Below are 20,137 nucleotides of genomic sequence, written 5' to 3' on the forward strand. Positions count from 1 at the left end.
TATGCGCATTGCTTTTGGTGGCATTCATACGGAGTGCAGTACGTATAACCCGGTACTGAACTATGCCGACGACTTCCGCATCGTGCGCGGTGACGATCTGCTGACCAACCCCTACTTTGCTTTCCTGCAGGATTACGATGCCGAATTTCTGCCGACCTTCCATGCGCGCGCCATCGCCGGTGGCCCGGTGGCGCGGGTCACTTATGATGACTTCAGGCAGGATTTTCTCACCCGTCTGCAAGCCCAGCTGCCGGTGGACGGCGTCTACCTCGCCATGCACGGCGCGGTGTATGTGGAAGGGATGGAAGATGCCGAAGGTGACTGGATTACTGCCACGCGCGAACTGGTCGGCCCGGATTGTCCGATCACCGTCAGTTACGATCTGCATGGCAACGTGACGCAGCGCATCATCGATGCCATTGATATGTTCTCAACCTATCGCACGGCGCCGCACATCGATGTGGAAGAAACCATGCGTCGATCCGTGTCGATGCTGGTGAAAAGCCTGCAAACCGGCGTGAAACCCGGTGTGATTTGGGCACCGATTCCGGTGGTGCTGCCCGGTGAGCGCACCAGTACCGAAGATGAACCGGCAAAAAGTTTGTATGCGCGTTTGCCGGGTATCAATGAAATCGACCACATTTGGGATGCGTCGCTGATGGTCGGCTATGTCTGGGCCGATGAACCGCGCGCCACTGCGGCGGCGATCATGACCGGTACCGACGCCGATGTGCTTTCCGAACAGGCAGCAAAACTGGCGCTGGCATACTGGCAGGCGCGCGACGAGTTTGTCTTCGGCTGCGTCACAGGCAGCACCGAAGAGTGCGTGAAAATGGCCATCGCCAGTGAAACTGCACCGGTGATTTTGGCCGACTCGGGCGATAACCCGACCGGTGGTGGCGTGGGCGATCGTGCCAATCTGCTGGCAGAGTTGATTCGCCAGGGCGCGCAGGATGTGATCGTCGCCGGAATCACCGATAAACCGGCCACCGATGCTGCTTTTGCGGCAGGCGTTGGGGCGAAACTCACTCTGACGATCGGTGCCACGCTCGATCCCGCAGGGGGGAAAGTTACTGCAGAATTTGAAGTCCTGCTGGTGAGTGATGATGCGCGTTCGCTGGCTAAACAGGCGCTGCTGAAAACCGGCGGCATTACGGTGGTGGTCGCCGATCGTCGTCGCCCTTATCACAATATCGCTGATTTTGAATTGCTGGGGCTTCATCCTGCGCAGGCAAAAATTGTGGTGGTGAAATCGGGTTATCTGTCACCGGAACTGGCACCACTTGCTAATCCTAACCTGATGGCGCTGTCTGAAGGCGTGGTGGATCAGTACGTCGAACGTCTGGAGCGTAAACGTAAACTGCAGCCTGCCTATCCTTTCGACACTGACTTTGAATTTCTGCCGGTCAGCACCCGTTCGGCTCGCTTTGTGGCGGCCAAATGAGTCGCGAGCCGGTCTTGCAGGTAGAAAACCTCACCGTTGCGTTTCGCCATGACGATCAGTGGCGTGAGGTAGTGAAGAACGTATCGATGACCATCAACGCCAGTGAGACGCTGGCGATTGTCGGGGAGTCGGGTTCGGGCAAAAGCGTGACGTCGATGGCGATTATGCGCTTGCTGAATATGCGCCACGCGCGCGTGACCGGCAAAGTGCTGCTGAACGGCGTGGACCTGCTGAATCTGAGCGAAAAAGCGATGCGCGATATTCGTGGCAACGCCGTGGCGATGATTTTTCAGGAGCCGATGACCAGCCTCAACCCCTCTTTCACCATTGGTCACCAGATCGCTGAAGTCCTGATCAACCATCGCAACATCAGTAAGCGGGCGGCGCGGGAAGAGACGGTGAAGCTGCTGGAGAAAGTGCGCATTCCTAATGCCGCTAAACGCTTCGATGATTATCCACATCACTTTTCCGGCGGCATGCGCCAGCGAGTGATGATTGCCATGGCGCTGGCGTTGCGACCAAAACTGCTGATTGCCGATGAGCCGACGACCGCACTGGATGTCACCATCCAGGGGCAAATTCTCGACCTGATTAAGACATTGCAGGAAGAGGAAGGCACCGCGGTACTGTTTATCACCCACGATATGGGCGTGGTGGCGGAAGTTTCAGATCGCACGTTAGTGATGTATCAGGGTGATGTGATGGAAACTGGCACCACGGCGGACATTTTCTCGGCGCCAGCCGCGGATTATACGCGCACGCTGATCGCTACCGTGCCGCAGCTCGGCGCGATGCGTGGCATTTCGGGGCCGCAGAAGTTTGCGCTGAAAGGTGATGCGGTGGCACTGCTACCTGAGCGCCCCGCTTCGCAACAGCCGCTGCTGTCGGTGAAAAACCTCAGCACCCGGTTCAGCATCCACGAAGGGCTGTTAAGCCGCAAAACCGGTGCGGTGCATGCGGTGGAGAATATCTCTTTCGATCTGATGCCCGGCGAAACCTTGTCGCTGGTCGGTGAATCCGGCTGTGGAAAATCCACCACCGGTCGCTCCCTCACCCGGCTGGTGAAAGCCGATGCCGGCGAGATCGCTTTCGACGGTTATGACGTGCTAAATCTCTCCTCCAGCGAACTGCGCCAGTTACGTCGGGCGATGCAGATGATATTTCAGGACCCGTTCGCCAGCCTCAATCCAAGGATGTCGATTCTCGAAGCCCTGACCGAGCCTTATCTGCAACATCAGCTCGGCAGTAAACAGGCTGCTCGGGAAAAGGCGGCGGAGTTGATGGAACGTGTGGGTTTGTCTTCGGCGATGATGAAACGTTATCCACATGAGTTTTCCGGCGGTCAGCGCCAGCGCATCTGTATTGCCCGTGCATTGATGCTCGACCCCAAAATGATTATTGCCGATGAATCCGTCTCTGCGCTGGATGTGACTGTCAAAGCGCAGATTATTAATCTGCTGTTGGATCTGCAGAGCAGCCTAGGGCTGTCTTATCTGTTTATTTCGCACGATATGGCGGTGGTGGAACGCATCAGCCATCGCGTGGCGGTGATGCTGTTGGGCGAGATTGTCGAGATCGGCCCGCGCGCTGCGATCTTTGAGAATCCGCAGCATGACTACACGCGCAAGTTATTGTCATCGGTGCCGGTTCCAGTTCCAGCTCGACGTCATCTCAAGCGCCATATGGACGTTAGCGAGCTGAAAAGCCCGGTGCGCGCACTGGGGTTTGTGCCGGAAACACGGCGCTATCGCGAGGTGAGCGCCGGGCATTGGGTGATGGAGAGTTAAAGCAGACGCAACAGATAAATCAATAATGCTGCCCGCATTATGCGAGCTAAATCATGAAGCTATAAGCTTCCAAAGCTCTTACCGTCATTGGCAATCCAAGCTTTAACAATGAGGTAAGATACTCCTCTGAACCGATTGCTGGATTTTTAAGGCTTGTACGCTGCTCTCGCACCGCCTTTAAAACCAGCGCTCGATTCAGATCGATTAAATCTAAAATAAATTCATCCGGATGCATCGCTTCAATCTCCAGCGCATCCAAATTCTCGCCCGGGAAATCTTTTAAATTGAACATGACTATGACTTCTGCATTACATTTTATTGCCGCAGCAACCACATGCCTGTCATCTTCATCAGGCAGTGATAACCCAGAAATCAGCGGCTCAAAACCAGTCACAAGAGCATCAGGAAGCGCTTTGTCCATTAGCACTTCTATACGCTTAACCTTGTCCGGCGTGACTTCAGGCATATTTTTAACCAAGTTTCGTTGCCATTCATCATGGATAGTCGCGGTCCACTTAGGCATGTATAAACCACTTAGTCCAAGTCGCATAAGCAAGTCACGAAGCATGTTTGGATAAATAACACAGGCATCAAGTACAACCGGATAAGGCGAGTGAGTCATTAGTAAAGACCGAGTCCTTGGCTTAAGTCAGCCAACTCCTGCATAGCATTATTACTTTCACTTTCGCGCTGAGCTTTATAGCGCATCAGGTCTGCAAAAAGCACGCGGCGATGGCGGCCAGTTTTATGATATGGCAGCTTCCCCTCTTCCAATAGTTTCACCATATGAGGCCGTGAGACATTGAGGATATTGGCTGCTTCCTGTGTGGTTAATTCAGCATGAACCGGAACGACCTGCACCGCATTTCCAACGGCCAGTTCTCCCAACACCTTCATTAGCAACGTTAAAGCTGAGGTTGGCAACTCGATTTGGTGAGTTTCGTCGTTTGCATCCTGAATGGATATGACTTGTGTCTCCAGCTTTGTGGAGAGAAAAGTCGCCAGTTCTCTTTGTCCACGTAGAGCGGCCTCAATTTCCTTCTGAGCCGGAAGGCTGACATTGTCCAGAATTGAGTTTGTCATGAGTTTTCCAGTTTCTTAGTTCGTGAATTACAGCGCTCTAATACTAATCGAAACAAACGAAACAAACAACATCCGAAATAAACGAAACAACCAGTCTGTTCCTTGTACTATAGCAACCGCAGTAAACGCGCCGGGTTTCCGGCGTAAACGCCCTTCTGCGTGATGTCTTTCGTCACCACACTGCCCGCGCCGATGACCGCGCCATCGCAGATGCTGACCGCCAAAATACTCGCGCCACTGCCGATTGAGACGTTGTTACCCAGCGTGATGCGCGCCCAGCTTTCTCGATCGGCATTGGGTTTGCCATCACGGAACATATCGTTGGCGAACATCACGCCGTGACCAATAAAGCAGTTTTCGCCCACGCTAACGTATTCGCAGATAAAGGTGTGCGACTGCACTTTTGTGCCTCTTCCAATCACCGTATGTGCCTGGATTTCGACAAACGGACCGATGAAGACATCGTCTTGCAGGGTGCAGCCATAAACGTTCGCAGGCTGGTAAATCGTAACGTTACTACCGATTTCAACGTTTTTGACTGCGACTTCGCGTAGATTTGGCTGCATTTTAGCTCCATTTGTTTTGTTCTGAAGATTCTCGTCCGAGATATATTTTTAATAATGTGACTGAATCTACTTACACGTTTTAACAACAGATATTCTCGGTTTTGGAAACTGTAAAACTAACAAGTTAAAAATTAAAAATCGAGACATATGTGGCCTTAAAACAGTATTAACTCTCGTTACCAAAACCATTAACAATATGATTTAAATAGAAATTATTTCACCACTTCGACCATTTAAATATTACACATTGCTCATCGAGTGATAAAATCATCGCGAATTGTTTATAGGCTTGTCGCTAAAACTGCATAAAAGGTGTAATTTCTGTCATCTATAATCGAAGAGAATTTCTTGATTGGGAGTCTGTATGTTTAAATTTGACATGCAAATAGAGCAGAATTATGCCTCATTCTTTGATACTGAGAGCGGCAACGCTGTCTTTGTCGATTCATTTGATAATGAAGAGTTTGATGTCTGGATGGGAACGCTAAGCTACAGCGCCCATGTTGCGACCGTTCATGCACTCTCAAATGAAGAGCTCAATCGCAAACTGAGCGAGGTTGCTGCGCAGCATTATGACCATAACGGAACAACAACTCCTGGATTTGGAAGCTGATATCAATGACATCCTCGCTGAAGACTGCGCCAGAATTCATTTTACTTTCCATGCCGCATTTGAACGACTAAACGATCCGCGTAATAAACCATCCATTACATTACATGAACTGGATAACGTATTTCAGATATTCATTCAAACACACCTTTCTACGATAATTGATTATGATGAAGGTACGCGGTTTGTTTTAAAGTGCAATACAACACATTTACATTTTCCGTGTGCAGTCACCCATGACAGATAAGTTGGCAAGTTATGGGTGGTACAAAATGTCATTACGGTAATGCGTAAAAAAGATTTTAAATCGCCCGATAATTTTCTTGTTATAAACTGAGTGTATTAAGGCAACACAGTGCCTTTGCACATAATTTGCAACTCAGCCAGGGAAAGACGATGACGCAACTAAACCAATATGGTCAGCCAGTGGGTTTTGCTCTGCCAGATTGGCAGCCGCTGGCCGCGCCTCCTGCTATTCCGCTTCACGGCCGCTTTTGTACGCTTGAACCGTTAGATATTGCGCACAGTCACGCTTTGTTTGCCGCCTTCTCAAGCGCACCAGACGATCGGGACTGGACCTGGCTGGGCGCGACACAGCCCGCCTCGTTGGCAGAGATGGAAAGTTGGATCAGTGGAAAATGCCAGGACAGCGGATTGGTGAGTTACGCGGTGATCGGCCAACGCACTCAGCAAGCGGTTGGTGCGGTATGTTTCGCCAATATTGACGGCCAGAACGGTGCGATTGAGATTGGTCATGTCACCTGGTCGCCGCTGATGCAGCGTAACGTGCTGGGCAGTGAAGCGATCTACTTGTTACTGAAACAGGCATTTGAGCTGGGCTACCGCCGGGTCGCCTGGCGCTGTGATTCCACTAACCTCGCCTCACGTCGGGCAGCGGAACGTCTTGGCTTCACTTATGAAGGGCGTTTCCGCCAGGCAATGACACGCAAACAACGCAATCGCGATACCGACTGGCTGTCGATAATTGATGGTGAATGGCCGCAGGTGAAGCATGCGATATCGGCCTGGCTGGCGGCGGATAATATGGATGAGCACGGCCGGGAGCAGCAAAAGTTGAGCGTATTTTTCGCAGGTTAAATCCTATCAAGTCACCTGCCTCAGCGCAGGCGTCAGGCACAGTATTCTGGCAGATGGCAAGTCAGGATTTCCGTTGTTTCAACGTCATTTAAGGGCAGGAACCGGCCTTGCCAGCTCCTTCTTGTCCTCATTTCATCAACACCTGAAACTGCGGATTAAACTCGTCAAAAATCGGCAACGCCGCCGCACCCAATGCCGCGGTATCACTGCCGGTCATGCCCGTTTTCAAACGTGAGCCGGTAAGATAACGCCCGCGCACCGACTGATAGAGCGGCGGCAGGCGCTGAATGATTTTATCCAGCAGTGCGGCGGGCATCATGCCGCCGATGATCACGCTCTCCGCATCGAAAATGCATTCCAGCATATTGATGCCCTGACGCAATGGCGTCAGCACGGTATCAATCCAGCGATCAAATACTGCGGGATCGACTTCCAGCAGGTCGTCCGGCAACGCGGTCATCGGGTCCAGCCCACAGAATTCATAGGCGGCCTGCAGTGACACATAACGTTCCAGACAGCCGTGATTGCCGCAATAGCATTCGCGCCCACCCGGTTCCACCACCACATGCCCAATTTCACCAGCATTGTGCGCATGGCCGCTGTAAACGTGACCATCCATGATAATACCCGCGCCCAATCCGGTGCCGATATAGAGATAAATAAACGAGTTGAGATGGCGCGCAACGCCGTGGAAACGCTCCCCAATCGCCGCTACCGTGGCATCGTTCTCCAGCGTGACCGGCACGCCGCTCATTTCGGCCAGCCTTGCTTCGATATCGACCGACTCCCAGCCGTGCAAGGTAGTGGGACCCACCGAGGAAATCCCCTCAACGCCAAAGGGTCCCGGCATCACTACGCCGATCCCCAGGACTTTCTGCCAGCGGTCACCGAGCTGCGTTTTGATCTCTGCCAGCACCTCCGCAATGCGCGCTAAAGTGGCATCGGGCTGGGGTTTTTGCACCAGAATAAGGCGGCGGAAATGAACTTCACCGGTGAGATCCACCAGTACGATCAGTAGGGTTTGGTGGTCGAGATGAATGCCGATGGAGAAGGCACTGGCTGGATTGAGGATTACCGGAATCGCCGGTTGCCCACGCCCCTGCTTGCGCGGTTGGCGGCTGGTAAGCAGTTCGGCGGCTTCCAGTTCAGCCACGATATTGGAGACGGTTTGCGGGGTTAAGGCGGTCAGTCGCGCCAGCTCAGCCCGCGTCAATTCACCGTGCAGGCGGATCGCTTCGATGATCACACGGCGATTGTGCGCGCGCGCATGCTCCAGATTGGTTCCTGATGTTTTCATCCTGCTTCCCTCTTCTCACGCCCGCGACTGCCAGCGCATCAATATCTATGATCGGCGACACAATTTACAACCTGTTTACCTGACAGCCGCAAAAATCTGTGCAGAGTAGTGAGCAGCGGCAAACGAGATTTATGCCCTGGCACGTCACTTGCTTTAGTTCATTGATGTCAGCTGCAGCAACCTGACAACCTGTGCGCGTTATTAAATCAATCAAATTGATTTAATTAAACACCCTCTTCTTGCATCAAGGCGGAAAATGTTATGAAAATCCGGTTTTCGACCACATTGAAAGGCTGTGCCATCGCGGTCATGTTAGCCAGCGCCGGCAGCGCGGCAGCCGCAACCACCCTCAATGCGCTGTTTATGACTCAGGCGGCTTACAGCGAAAATGATATTCGCGCCATGACGCAGGAGTTCCAGAAAGCGCATCCGGATGTGCAGGTGAATCTGGAGTTTGTGCCGTACGAAGCGCTGCACGACAAAATTGTCGCGGCGCGTGGCGCAGGCGGTAACGGTTATGACGTGGTGCTGTTTGATGCCATCTGGCCGGCGGAATTCACCAAATTTGATCTGCTGCAGGACGTCAGCAGCCGTATCGCCGCAGACGAAAAAGAGAAGATCTTCCCCGGCGCAATGAACACCGTGGTCTATAACGGCAAAACCCTTGGCATGCCGTGGATCCTGGATACCAAATATCTCTATTACAACAAAGCGATGCTGGAGAAAGCCGGGATCACCACCCCGCCGCAAACCTGGCAACAGGTGATTGATGACTCACGCATCATCAAACAAAAGAACATCGTAAAATATCCACTGGTGTGGAGCTGGTCGCAGGCGGAAGCGCTGGTGTGTGATTACACCACATTGGTATCTGGCTTTGGCGGCAAATTCTATAACAACGGCAAGCTCGATTTCTCTAGCCCGGCCTCATTGCAGGCGGTCAAGCTGATGAAGAGTTCGCTGGATGAAGGGCTGAGTAACCCAGCATCACGCGAATATCTGGAAGAGGATGTGCGCAAAGCCTTCTCCAACGGCGATGCCGCGTTCGCGCTGAACTGGACCTATATGTACAACATGGCTAACGATCCGAAGCAGAGCAAAGTGGCCGGTCAGGTGGGTATCGTTCCGGCACCAGGCGATGCGCCGGGTAAATTTGGTGCGGTGAACGGTTCGATGGGGCTCGGCATCGCCAAAGGCAGCACCCACGGTGACCAGGCGTGGCAATACATTAGCTACATGACTTCGCAACCGGTTCAAAACAAATACGCTACCCTGAGCCTGCCCATCTGGAAAAGCTCATATCAGGATCCTGCGGTACTGAAGAATCAGGAGAGCCTGATCGCGGCGGCGGACAAATCATTGAACGTGATGCTTTCACGCCCGGAAACCGCTGATTATTCCCGTCTCTCCAACACCTTGCAGCAGCAACTGCAGCAAGTGCTGGTGGGCAGCGCCACGCCAGACGCGGCCATGCAGACGGTTGATAAAAGTGCTGCGCGTTTACGTTAAGGGGTCAGCATGCTGAGTTTGCGTGAACGCGAACAACGGCAGGCATGGGTGCTGTTAGCACCCATGTTGCTGGTGATGCTGTTGCTCACCGCCTGGCCGCTGCTGCGCACCATCTGGCTGAGTTTCACCGATGCTGCCCTCATTGGCAGCGGCGAAGTGCCAGCCTGGGTGGGTGTGGAGAACTATTTGTTCGCCATCACCGATCCTGATTTTCAATCTTCACTGTGGCGCACACTCTACTTCACCGTTGTCTCGGTAGCGTTTGAAGGGGCGATTGGCGTGTTGGTGGCGCTGCTGCTGAATCAGAAATTTGCCGGACGCAACATTTTGCGCGTGCTGGTGATTCTGCCGTGGGCGCTGCCGACCATCGTCAACGCCATGATGTGGCGTCTCAACTTTAACCCCGATTACGGCAGCATTAACGCCCTGCTGACTCAATTGGGCATTATTGATGGCTATCGTAGCTGGCTGGGATCGCCGGATTCGGCGCTCAACGCGGTGATGTTTGCCGATATCTGGAAAAACTATCCGCTGGTGACCCTGCTGGTGCTGGCTGCATTGCAATCCATCCCTGACGATCTGTTTGAAGCGGCTCGTCTGGATGGTGCATCTGCCTGGCGGCGCTTCCGTGCCATTACCTTCCCGGCGATTGTCGGCCCGCTGAGTGTGGCGCTGGTACTGCGCACCATCGATGCCTTCAAGATTTTCGACATCATCTATGTGATGACACGCGGCGGCCCGGTCGATAGCACTAAAACCCTGAGCTTCTACGTTTATCAGGAGTCATTCAGCTATTTGCGCGCGGGCAGCGGCGCGGCTTACGCCATGCTGATGACGCTGCTGTGCGCCGTGCTGATCACCCTCTATATGTTGTTGATGTGGCGTCAGCGCCGTAAAGGGAGCGCGTATGAAGGCTAAATTACGCAACACAGCCAAATATGCCGCCGCGCTGTTGGTGGCAATTTCGGTACTCGCACCAATGGGCTGGCTGTTTCTGATGAGCGTCAGCGCCACCAGCGATCTCACGCGGGTTCCGCTGGAATGGTTGCCGCGCCAGTGGGACTTCAGTCGCTACGGCCGATTGATGTCACTGGAACCCGGCCAACCCGGCACACTGTTCCTGCATGCGTTGGGTAACAGCCTGTTAGTGGCAACCGGGGCGACGATTATCTGTCTGCTGCTGGCCATTCCGGCGGCGTTCAGCTTCTCCCGCTACCGTGGTCGCGATGGCTGGCTGTTTGCCTCGCTCGCTATATATATGGTGCCGCCAGTGGCGTTTGTGCTGCCACTCTACTTCCTGCTGCAACAGTTTGATCTGCTTAACACGCGCCCCGGTTTGATCATCGTTTACTGCTCGCTGATCCTGCCGTTTCTGACGTGGATGCTGAAAAACCAGTTCGATGCCTTACCGCAGGATATTGAGCAAGCGGCGCGGCTGGATGGCTTGCGCGTCTGGCAGGTGCTGCTGCGCATTACCCTGCCACTGGCAAAACCAGTGCTGGGTGCAGCGGCGCTGTTTGGCTGGCTGCTGGCGTGGGATGAGTTTTTCTATGCGCTATTGTTCACCAGCAACATTGCGGCACAAACCTTGCCAGTGACGATTGCGGGCTTTACCGCCGGACGCGCCACCGATGATGGTTTGATCGCAGCGGTCGGCATTCTGGCATCCGTGCCACCGCTGTTTATTGCTATCTGGCTGCAGAAAACGCTGGTGAGCGGCCTGGCCAGTGGCGGGAGCAAAGGATGAAGATGAACATGGACACTACCGCCACGCTGTATGTGGTCGGCAATATTAACGTCGATTTGATTATGGGCACCCTCGACCACTGGCCGCAGCGTGGCACCGAAGTGATGATGAATCACAGCGAATTGCGACCGGGCGGATCGGCGGGCAACTGTGCGTTAGCGTTAGAAGCGATGCAGGTGCGTCATCGTGCGGTGGCAAATCAGGGCGATGACGGCTTAAGCGCCTGGCTGGGCAGTTACTTCCCGCACAGCGTCGCCCACTGGACGCGCTATCACTGTGAAACCTCACTGACCGTGGGTGTGACGCACTCCGATCACGAGCGATCCTTCCTCAGTAATCTTGGCCATATCGTGCGGCTCACCGCCGAAGATGTGCTGAATCAACTGCCGCTGCGTGCCAGTGAAGGCGATATCGTGCTGCTGTGTGGCACCTTCCTGTGCCTGCAACTTTACAACGAATACCCGCTGTTACTGAGTGAGTTGCAGCAACGCGGATTTACCACCGCCGTGGATACCGGATGGCCGCCGCAGGGGTGGACCGAAGAGGTTCGCCAGCAGATGACGCAGTGGTTACCGCTGTGTGACTGGCTGCTGCTCAATGAGGTCGAAACGCTGGGCCTAATGGACGCGGAGAATCTTAACGTGGCCGCCACCCAACTCGCACAACGACTCAGCGGCCGCGGCGGTTGCGTGGTCAAATGCGGTGCGCAAGGCGCAGGTTGCTGGCAATCACATCAGCACATCAATCAACCCGCTAAGCCCGTCACCGTGGTAGATACCATTGGCGCAGGCGACAGCTTTAATGCCGGTTTTCTCACTGCGCTGCTGCATCAGCAGAATATCACCACCGCGTTGCAATGGGGCATCGCGGTGGCGTCACTGGCAATCAGTACCCAGCCACGTCGCTATCCCGACTGGCATCAACTGCAACTTTCCGCACAGGAGCGCTAAATCATGGCCAGTGTTGAACTCGTAAAAGTGGCCAAGCGCTACGGCAAACAATCGGTTCTGCATCCGCTCGACCTTACCATTCCCGACGGCAGTTTTACCGTACTGGTCGGTCCGTCCGGCTGTGGTAAATCCACCTTATTGCGCCTGCTGGCGGGGCTGGAGAGCCTGTCGGATGGCGCAATCATGATGGATAAAGTGGCAATCAACGATCGCGATCCCGCCGATCGTGATATCGCTATGGTGTTTCAAAGCTATGCGCTTTATCCGCATCTGACGGTGGCAGAGAACCTCGCGTTTCATATGCAGGTGAAGAAAGTGAAGCGCGAAGAGCAGCAGAGCAAAATCGAACGCATCGCCGGGATTCTCGGCATTGATAAACTGCTCGGGCGCTATCCGCGTGCGTTATCCGGTGGGCAGCGCCAGCGTGTGGCGATGGGACGCGCGATGGTGCGCAATCCGCAGGTGTTCTTGTTTGATGAGCCGTTGTCCAACCTCGATGCACAGCTGAGGATGGAGTTGCGTGCGGAGATCAAATCCCTGCATCAACGCTTCAAAACCACCATGGTGTATGTCACGCACGACCAGGTGGAAGCCATGACGCTGGCCGATCAGATTGTGGTGATGAAAGAGGGACGCATTGTGCAGCAGGGTGCACCGCTGGCGATCTACGATCGTCCGGCAGATACCTTCGTGGCGCGTTTTATCGGATCACCGCCGATGAACCTGTTACCGGCGAAATTGATTACCCGCGATGGCATTCCGGGTGTGCAGTGCCAGGATTTATGGCAACCGCTACCTCTGCGCTGGCATGCGGCGGCACGCGATCGCGAAGGGGCTAAGGTGACGCTGGGCGTGCGTCCTCATGATTTACTGGAAGCCGAAACTCGCGCACAAGCTAAAGTAAAAGTGGTCGAAATCACCGGTGAATCAACGTTGTTGCACCTTGAATGGCACGGTCACGCCATGCATATGCAAATCGCCGGGCGTCATAGCGCGGTGAGTGGCGATCAGATTCGTATTGGATTTAACGCCGAGAAGATTCATCTGTTTGATGCAGAAAGCGGATTACGCCTGAGCGAAGGTTAAATAATATAAAAAAGCCACCCAAATGGGTGGCGAAATATATTGATAGAAAATGCATAACAACGATGATGGCAGGCACTCATTCCATAAGCACCGTACCCTGACTATTTTACGCAAACGGCTATTTTATTCTGTTCTCTCTGTTTAAAGATAACGTAAATCTTACTTCTTTCTTTAACAGAGAAATAACCACTACCAGGTTTTACCGATATTAAACTGGAACTGCTCAGACTTATCGCCTTCATATTTTTTGATCGGCAAGGCATAAGAGAACACCAGCGGACCAAGCGGCGATTGCCATTGTAATGCCAGACCGCTGGAAACACGGATTTCACTCGGATCACCATAATCCGGAATGCCTGCCGCGCGCGTTGCCGCGGTATTTTCCCATTTGGTATCCCAAACGGTACCGGCATCGACAAAGAACGAGGTGCGCAGTGAATCCGCATAACGATCGCTAACAAATGGAGTCGGGACGATTAACTCCGCGCTCGCCACAGCCATCGCATTACCACCCACCGCATCATCCGATTTATTCACCGAACAGTTGCCATAGCTGCTTTCGCTGCCGGTGCAACTGTAATAAGCCGCTTTTGGACCGATGGTATTGGATGAGAATCCGCGCACGGAGCTGGAGCCGCCGGCGTAGAAGTTGTCGTAGAACGGCACTTCTTTGCCGCCCAAACCATCAGCATAGCCGGCTTTGGTACGCCCCATCAGCACCCAGCGATGATCACTGCTAAGCGGTAAGTATGCGTTGGCACTCAGCGTACTTTTGTAATAGCTGTTGGTCGATCCGGGGATCGTCACTTTGGTATTAAAGCCAGCGGAAACCCCCGACGTTGGGAAGAAACCACGGTCTAATGAGTTGTAGTTCCAGCCAATGTTCCAGAAGAAGTCATTGGCGACAAACTTCTCATCGCTGGTGGCGTAATCGTCATCATCATCTTCATTGGTGGTGATCACTTTCGGATGGATGCCCTGCGATCCCAGATAGCGCCACATGGAGACCTGTGGTGCCATATTACTGACGCGGTTGTAGGTGTAATCCAGCCCTGAACTCAGATTACTGTTTTCGCTGATCGGGAAGCTTAACGTACTGCTGGCACCAAAACTCTTCAGCGTGTATTCAGACAGGTCATTATCTTCGGCGCTGTAGTCGTTGTAGAACAGTTTACCGCCAAGACTCACGCCATCCACGGTGAAGTAAGGATTGGTGGCAGCAATCTCAACATAGGTTTGATAACTGTTTTTAGTGCCGCTAAAACTCACGGTATTACCGGTACCCATCCAGTTATCCTGGCTGACGCCAAGCTGGTAACTGATGCCGCTGTCGGTGCCGTACCCAAGACCCACGTTGAAAGTGCCGGTGTTACGCTCTTTCACCTTATACACCACATCGACCTGATCAGGGCTGCCGGGCACACGCTGGGTATCAACATCGACGCTTTCGAAATAGCCGGTACGATTGAGACGGGCCTTACCTTGATCAACCGCATCGCTGGCTAACCACGACCCTTCCATCTGGCGCATTTCGCGACGTAACACCGAATCCTTCGAGGTGTCATTGCCGCTGAACTTCACCTGACGCACGTAGAAACGATGCCCTGCTTCAACATTCACATGCAGTTTAACGGTTTTGTCTGCATCGTTAATTTCAGGCTGAGAACTGACTTGCGGGAAAGCATAGCCGTAGCGACCGAGCAGCGCTTTGATCGCGCCTTCGTTCTCAGTAATTTTGGCACCGCTGTATAAAGCCCCTGGCGGTATATGGGCCAGTTTCTCAATTTCGGCGGAGTGTCCCGCCATATCGCCGTTCAGGATAACATCGGAAATATGGTAAACATCGCCTTCATGAATATTGACTGTCAGATAAATACTTTTCTTATCGGGTGTTAAACTCACTTGCGTTGAATCAATATTAAAACGTGCAAAACCGCGATCGAGATAATAGCTACGCAGTGTTTCTAAATCGCCGGACAGTTTTTGTTTCTGATATTTCTGATCGGCAATAAAATTCCACCAAGGCACATCATCACGCAATTGGAAGTGCGAGATGAGTTCATCTGATGAGAAGGCATGATTGCCGACAATATTGATCTGCTGAATCTTCGCGGATACACCTTCGGTAAACACGAACTTCAGGTCGACACGATTGCGTGGCAACGGCGTGACCACAGCTTTGACGCTGGCAGTGTATTTACCCGCGCTGTAGTAGAAATCTTCCAGCCCTTTTTCAATATCCGATAATGTGGTGCGATCCAGCGCTTCGCCGACCCGCACACCGGTGGCGTCGAGATTTTGCTTCAGCTGATCTTCTTTGATTGCCTTGTTGCCGGAGAAGGAAATGCTCGCAATGGCCGGCCGTTCTTTCACACGAATGAGCAGCGCATCGCCATCGCGCAGCACTTGCACATCTTCAAAGTTGCCAGTGGCAAATAGCGCACGAATGGTGTTACGAATATCGTCATGTGTGACGCGATCGCCCACGCGTACGGGCATACTCAGCATTGCTGCACCCGGTGCGACGCGTTGCAAGCCGTCAAAGTGAATATCCCTGAGGGTGAAATCGTCTGCACCAAAGGCTGTGGTGGTTACCATGAAAAGTAACCCGGTTAACATCTTTTTCATCTGCTATGAGCCTGCCGTTTTCCATTCAACGCATTTCTGCCGCACCACAAAAAAACGGGCTGAACACGCGGTTCAGCCCGTTAGTTGCGGCGATATGTTCCGGAAAAAAGACCACTGCGCCAAAGGTAAATTCAGCGCAATCAACGGATTTTCGCTTACCTTACAGTAAGCTGAAAAGCCGCTGCAGAAATCACAGCATAAGGATTACCCTTCCGCCGTCACCGGCTGGAAAGTGCGACGGTTCAGACTGGTCAGAATCACCAGCGTCACCATCATTAACAGCTCGACGCCAAGGGTGCCGGAGATGGCCGCCAAATGATTGCCATGCACATTTATCTGGGTGAACACGCCTCCGAGCAGCATCGGGCCCAGGCCAAGTGCCGATTGCTGTACGGTGGATAACACTGCGCTGCCCGCGCCCGCCTGGTGATGCGGTACACCGCTCATGCCGATACGGTAGAAGGTGCTGACGATAAATGACTGACCAAAGCCAATCAGGATGGTGGCCGGCATCAGGGTAAAGACGCCAACATCAGGCCAGGCAAACTGGAAAGTCCCGATCAGTGCAATCAAACCGACCATCTGGATGCCGCAACCGGTCAGTAACGTGGTGCGTTTACCAAAGCGTTCCACCATGCGCGTTGAACGCATCGCACCGATAAAGTAGGCAGCGCCCAGAGCGATGAATGCGTTGCCAGACTCAAAGGCGGTTAAACCGATGCCCGACTGCAGCGTCAGCGCCACTGCAAACATAAAGCCGCTCCAGCAGGAGAAGAACAGCACCGCCAGGGTTAAACCAAAACGAACGCTTGGCAGACGCAGCAGCGAAGGGGGCAGCAACGGCGAACCGCCTTCTGCTTCCAGACGCAGCGAACTCTGACGCAGGCGATGCAATAACACCGGGAACAGCACCAGCAGCAGAATGCACGGCCATGACCAGTGCAGCAGCGGACCGAGCGCCAGCGCCAGCATTAAACAGCCAATCGCGCCTGCAAGCAGCAAGGTGCCGCTGACATCCACCGGCACGCGCTGATGATTGTGGGTTTCAGGCACAAAACGTCGCGCGGTGATCAGCACAAACAGGCAAATCGGCAGGTTGATCAGGAACACGCTGCGCCAGCCGTAGCCGCCGATATCCGCTTTGATCAGGAATCCACCTAACACCTGGCCGATGATAAAGGCCAGCCCACCAATGCCGCCGTAAAGGCCAATGGCGCGCGCGTGCTCCCTGCCCTTCATGGTGACATGCATGGTGGCGAGGATTTGCGGCACGATGAAAGCCGCGCCGACACCCTGCAATGCGCGAGCAAACATCAACAGACCGACACTGTTGGCGATGCCGCATAATAAAGATGCAATACCAAAGATCCATACTCCTGCCAGGAATACGCGGCGACGTCCATAGTTATCCCCCAGGCGTCCGCCCATCGCCAGACAGATGGCGAAAGCAATGCCGTACACGGCGACAATCAGCGCCAGCTCAATCGATGTGGCGCGCAACGTATGCGCCATGGCATCCAGCGCCACGTTGACAATGGAAAAATCGATCATGGGCAGCAGTTGCCCTGCCAGCAGGACCACCAGTCCCGCGCGTTGAAGTTGCGATGTTTGCATCGGTTTTAACCTTGTTTTTAAGTGCAGTACGGCATAGCATCACCTAACTATTAAACGGGTACCAGTGCTTGTTTATCATGGTATAAATACTACCCGTCTCGTTTGGAGATCTGCTCATGAGCACGGCTACTGCCCCCGTCACGGCTGAACACAACAATCGAAAACTACTTGGCACTTTTTTACGCACGCGTCGTGAAAGTCTCGATCCTAACCGTCTGGGCTTGCCGCATATGCGTCACCGCCGTACACCCGGATTACGCCGTGAAGAAGTGGCGCAGTTAGCGGATGTCGGCGTGACCTGGTATACGTGGCTGGAACAGGGTCGCGATATCAAAGCCTCGCCAAAAACCCTGACGGCCATTGCCACGGCATTGCAGTGCAACGATGTCGAGACGCAGCATCTGTTTTCCCTTGCCGGACACTCGTTGCCATCGGTACGGGTGGCCGCTGCCTGCTGCAAAATCGCGGCGCATAATCAGCAGATGCTGGACGCGATCCAGTTACCGGCGATTATCGAAACACCGCGTTTCGATATTCTTGGCTACAACGCCGCATGGTGTGCGCTGATGGATGTGGATCTGGCCGGGATAGCTGTGGAAGATCGTAACTGCATCTGGCTGGCGTTCAATCATCCTGCCTGGCGCAAAGCGATGAGCGACTGGGACGACGTGATGCCACAAATGGTGGCGATGTTTCGAGGGCAAATGGGCGAACACCTTGGCGATCCGCACTGGGAAAGTTTTCTCGCTCGTTTGCTGAATAGCTCGGATGAATTTGCCCAAACCTGGCAACGCTACGAACTGGGCAAGGTGGAAAATCGGCTGAAGCGTTTTTACCGCGAGGAAGTCGGTGAAATGACGCTGCGCCAGAATAACTGGTGGTCTGCTTCACGCAACGGCGACCGCCTGCTGGTGTATGTACCGGATGATGAGCAGAGTGCGGCGTCACTGCAGAAATTGATGAAACGGTAGAAATCGGCCTCCTCAACACTATGCTCAACATCCAGTGATGCAAACGGCTGGAGCGGTCTTCAGGCCGCTGCAGCCGCACAACCTCAGAGTGAGGTCAGGGCTTCGAATTACCAGCGCTTTTCCGCAAACCAGGCTACCAGCCATTCGGTCAGGGCACTGATTTTCGCCGACTGAAGTTGGCTGGAAGGTTTCATCAGCCAGACGCCATCTTCCCCAACCGCCTGCCAGTCAGATAGCACCGGCACCAGCGATCCTTCGGCCAGCTCCTTTTGCACCAGCCAGTTGGCCGCCAGTAATACGCCCATGCCTGCCTGCGCGGCCAGCACCAGTGCATCCATTTCATCGCTTTCAAAACGCGTTTGCACCGGTACCGCGATTTGATGGCCGCCTTTCTCCAGCCGCCATTCCGGCCAGCTGTGCATTGGGGTAAATCCCAGACAGTCGTGTTGGCGGAGGTCCTGGGGCTGGCTTAACGCGGGATGACGATCCAGATAATCTGGCGCCACGCACAGCATTCGGCTGGTATCCGCCAGCTTACGCGCTATCAGTCGGCTATCGGTGAGCACGCCGATGCGGATCGCCATATCAAAATTATCCCCCAGCAAATCGACGTAGCGGTCGCTGCAATTCAGCACGATGCGAATATCGGGATAGGCCTGCAAAAAGCCCGGCAACGCCTGCGCCACCCAGCTGCGACCAAATGAGGCTGGCACGGTTAATCGGATGGTGCCCGCTGGACGCGCGGCCAGGGCCCGCGCTTCTTCTTCCGCTTCCCGCAATAGCTCATCAGCAAGTTCGATCTTCTGACGATAGCGCTGCCCTTCTTCCGTGGGACGTATCCGCCGCGTGGTGCGCTCAATCAGGCGAATGCCCAGCCGTTTTTCTAACGCAGCGATGCGGCGCGAGACCACGGAGATATCACGTCCTAACTTACGCGCGCCAGCGCTAAAGCTGCCCGCACGCACCACCGCTAAAAACGCTTCGCGTTGGCGAAAATCGTCATCCTGCATTATTGCTCCCTGTGCAATACTCATTTGGTTTTAGCATTGATTATAGCGCCTGTTTTCGCGACACACTGACTGAACTTTGAAAACAGGCAGGAGTTTATAACCCACCTGATTTTAGGCCCCCATTGCAATACGGAAATGAATTATCATTCAAGGCTGTTAATAAGCTCTATAATAAAAATCGTTTATTGGTAATCCACATCCAGTATTGCAACTTTTTTATTATCATTAATATGTCTGAGCAGGGCCGTTGAAATGACGTTCCCTACCGACATCTTAGTATTAACTTTATCGAACTCTACATTATCCGTTGTGGCCTGGCTGTCACGGATGCATGTAATTTCCGCCATTGAATTAGAGGTTTGCGTGGTACAGGTAGATTCGACTATAAGTCCCGTAAAGGTAACCGTTCCGCTGGTGTCTGCATTCAGAAAAGCAGTGGCGGAATTTGGGTTATTGCTTGGTGAGATAATCTTGTAACAATGGCGTCATGAGTTTAATGAGACATTGTCAGCGTCATTCATGAGTAAAGAGGTGTTGAGATCAAATATAATCAGGTCTTACGCCTTCAATACTCATGGCTACGGTCAGGTCATCAGCGACTTTTCACATCGTCAAAAAAGGGATGATCATTTGCTGTACAGAAAGGCATGTTGTTCACATGCATCATTAATATAACGAAATTCAATGCTAAATGAATCAGGAAAACCGATGAAAATGAAAAAATTTGTCAGAAAAAG

Annotated in this window: 18 protein-coding genes; 11 read left to right on the forward strand and 7 right to left on the reverse strand. The window is 53.4% G+C overall.

What is annotated here, in order from left to right; genetic code table 11:
• Position 1: 1 nt before the first annotated feature.
• Both JK231_RS12200 and JK231_RS12205 read left to right on the forward strand, forming a co-directional pair.
• Positions 2–1,444, forward strand: coding sequence for a M81 family metallopeptidase (locus tag JK231_RS12200; RefSeq protein WP_211728671.1), 1,443 nt, complete (start codon positions 2–4; stop codon positions 1,442–1,444).
• Positions 1,441–3,231, forward strand: coding sequence for an ABC transporter ATP-binding protein (locus tag JK231_RS12205; protein WP_211728672.1), 1,791 nt, complete (start codon positions 1,441–1,443; stop codon positions 3,229–3,231). The genes JK231_RS12200 and JK231_RS12205 overlap by 4 nt, the downstream gene beginning before the upstream one ends.
• Before the next feature lie 46 nt (positions 3,232–3,277).
• On the opposite strand, the gene JK231_RS12210 is transcribed toward JK231_RS12205, so the two are convergent.
• The 3 genes from JK231_RS12210 to JK231_RS12220 all read right to left on the reverse strand — a co-directional run bounded on the left by JK231_RS12210 (position 3,278) and on the right by JK231_RS12220 (position 4,880).
• Complete coding sequence (locus JK231_RS12210) at positions 3,278–3,853, reverse strand: PIN domain-containing protein (RefSeq protein ID WP_211728673.1); 576 nt, start codon at positions 3,851–3,853, stop codon at positions 3,278–3,280.
• A complete protein-coding gene (locus JK231_RS12215) occupies positions 3,853–4,314 on the reverse strand; it encodes a helix-turn-helix domain-containing protein (RefSeq protein ID WP_097118777.1) in 462 nt (153 codons plus the stop codon). The genes JK231_RS12210 and JK231_RS12215 overlap by 1 nt, the downstream gene beginning before the upstream one ends.
• 107 nt (positions 4,315–4,421) lie before the next feature.
• Positions 4,422–4,880 (reverse strand): acyltransferase, encoded by a 459-nt coding sequence (locus JK231_RS12220; RefSeq protein ID WP_097118776.1) that lies wholly within the window; start codon positions 4,878–4,880, stop codon positions 4,422–4,424.
• A gap of 364 nt (positions 4,881–5,244) precedes the next feature.
• On the opposite strand from JK231_RS12220, the gene JK231_RS12225 reads away from it, so the two are divergent.
• Both JK231_RS12225 and JK231_RS12230 read left to right on the forward strand, forming a co-directional pair.
• Positions 5,245–5,493, forward strand: a complete 249-nt coding sequence (locus tag JK231_RS12225; protein ID WP_211728674.1) for a hypothetical protein — start codon at positions 5,245–5,247, stop codon at positions 5,491–5,493.
• A gap of 393 nt (positions 5,494–5,886) precedes the next feature.
• Positions 5,887–6,588 (forward strand): GNAT family protein, encoded by a 702-nt coding sequence (locus JK231_RS12230; protein WP_160834117.1) that lies wholly within the window; start codon positions 5,887–5,889, stop codon positions 6,586–6,588.
• A gap of 127 nt (positions 6,589–6,715) precedes the next feature.
• Here the strand turns inward: JK231_RS12230 and JK231_RS12235 are convergent, their stop codons facing one another.
• Complete coding sequence (locus tag JK231_RS12235; protein WP_160834118.1) at positions 6,716–7,885, reverse strand: ROK family transcriptional regulator; 1,170 nt, start codon at positions 7,883–7,885, stop codon at positions 6,716–6,718.
• 261 nt (positions 7,886–8,146) lie between these two features.
• Between JK231_RS12235 and JK231_RS12240 the strand changes: the two genes are divergently transcribed.
• The 5 genes from JK231_RS12240 to ugpC are packed head-to-tail and all read left to right on the forward strand — an operon-like array spanning position 8,147 to position 13,177.
• Positions 8,147–9,394 (forward strand): extracellular solute-binding protein, encoded by a 1,248-nt coding sequence (locus JK231_RS12240; RefSeq protein ID WP_097118772.1) that lies wholly within the window; start codon positions 8,147–8,149, stop codon positions 9,392–9,394.
• 9 nt (positions 9,395–9,403) lie between these two features.
• Entirely contained in the window at positions 9,404–10,312 is a 909-nt protein-coding gene (locus JK231_RS12245) for a sugar ABC transporter permease (protein ID WP_211728675.1), read from the forward strand.
• Entirely contained in the window at positions 10,302–11,141 is an 840-nt protein-coding gene (locus JK231_RS12250; RefSeq protein WP_097118770.1) for a carbohydrate ABC transporter permease, read from the forward strand. Before JK231_RS12245 ends, JK231_RS12250 begins: the two co-directional genes overlap by 11 nt.
• 8 nt (positions 11,142–11,149) lie before the next feature.
• Positions 11,150–12,091: a carbohydrate kinase family protein gene (locus JK231_RS12255; protein WP_160834166.1), complete on the forward strand. Its 942-nt coding sequence runs from the start codon at positions 11,150–11,152 to the stop codon at positions 12,089–12,091.
• A 3-nt stretch (positions 12,092–12,094) separates the two neighbouring features.
• Positions 12,095–13,177 (forward strand): sn-glycerol-3-phosphate ABC transporter ATP-binding protein UgpC, encoded by a 1,083-nt coding sequence (ugpC, locus tag JK231_RS12260; RefSeq protein WP_160834121.1) that lies wholly within the window; start codon positions 12,095–12,097, stop codon positions 13,175–13,177.
• Positions 13,178–13,366: 189 nt separating this feature from the next.
• Here the strand turns inward: ugpC and bamA are convergent, their stop codons facing one another.
• Positions 13,367–15,805, reverse strand: a complete 2,439-nt coding sequence (gene bamA, locus JK231_RS12265) for an outer membrane protein assembly factor BamA (RefSeq protein ID WP_211728676.1) — start codon at positions 15,803–15,805, stop codon at positions 13,367–13,369.
• Here bamA and JK231_RS12270 point away from each other — a divergent pair.
• Positions 15,774–15,974: a hypothetical protein gene (locus tag JK231_RS12270; protein ID WP_202404597.1), complete on the forward strand. Its 201-nt coding sequence runs from the start codon at positions 15,774–15,776 to the stop codon at positions 15,972–15,974. The two genes, bamA and JK231_RS12270, sit on opposite strands and share 32 nt — an antisense overlap.
• Positions 15,975–16,009: 35 nt before the next feature.
• On the opposite strand, the gene JK231_RS12275 is transcribed toward JK231_RS12270, so the two are convergent.
• Positions 16,010–17,419: an MFS transporter gene (locus JK231_RS12275; RefSeq protein WP_211728677.1), complete on the reverse strand. Its 1,410-nt coding sequence runs from the start codon at positions 17,417–17,419 to the stop codon at positions 16,010–16,012.
• A 116-nt stretch (positions 17,420–17,535) separates the two neighbouring features.
• Between JK231_RS12275 and JK231_RS12280 the strand changes: the two genes are divergently transcribed.
• A complete protein-coding gene (locus JK231_RS12280) occupies positions 17,536–18,390 on the forward strand; it encodes a helix-turn-helix transcriptional regulator (protein ID WP_211728678.1) in 855 nt (284 codons plus the stop codon).
• A gap of 107 nt (positions 18,391–18,497) precedes the next feature.
• On the opposite strand, the gene JK231_RS12285 is transcribed toward JK231_RS12280, so the two are convergent.
• Positions 18,498–19,400 carry a LysR family transcriptional regulator gene (locus JK231_RS12285; RefSeq protein WP_097118765.1) on the reverse strand — a complete coding sequence of 301 codons (903 nt, stop codon included), beginning with the start codon at positions 19,398–19,400 and terminating at the stop codon, positions 18,498–18,500.
• Positions 19,401–20,137 lie beyond the last annotated feature (737 nt).

The organism is Pantoea sp. JGM49, from assembly GCF_018257655.1.
GTDB lineage: Bacteria > Pseudomonadota > Gammaproteobacteria > Enterobacterales > Enterobacteriaceae > Pantoea > Pantoea communis.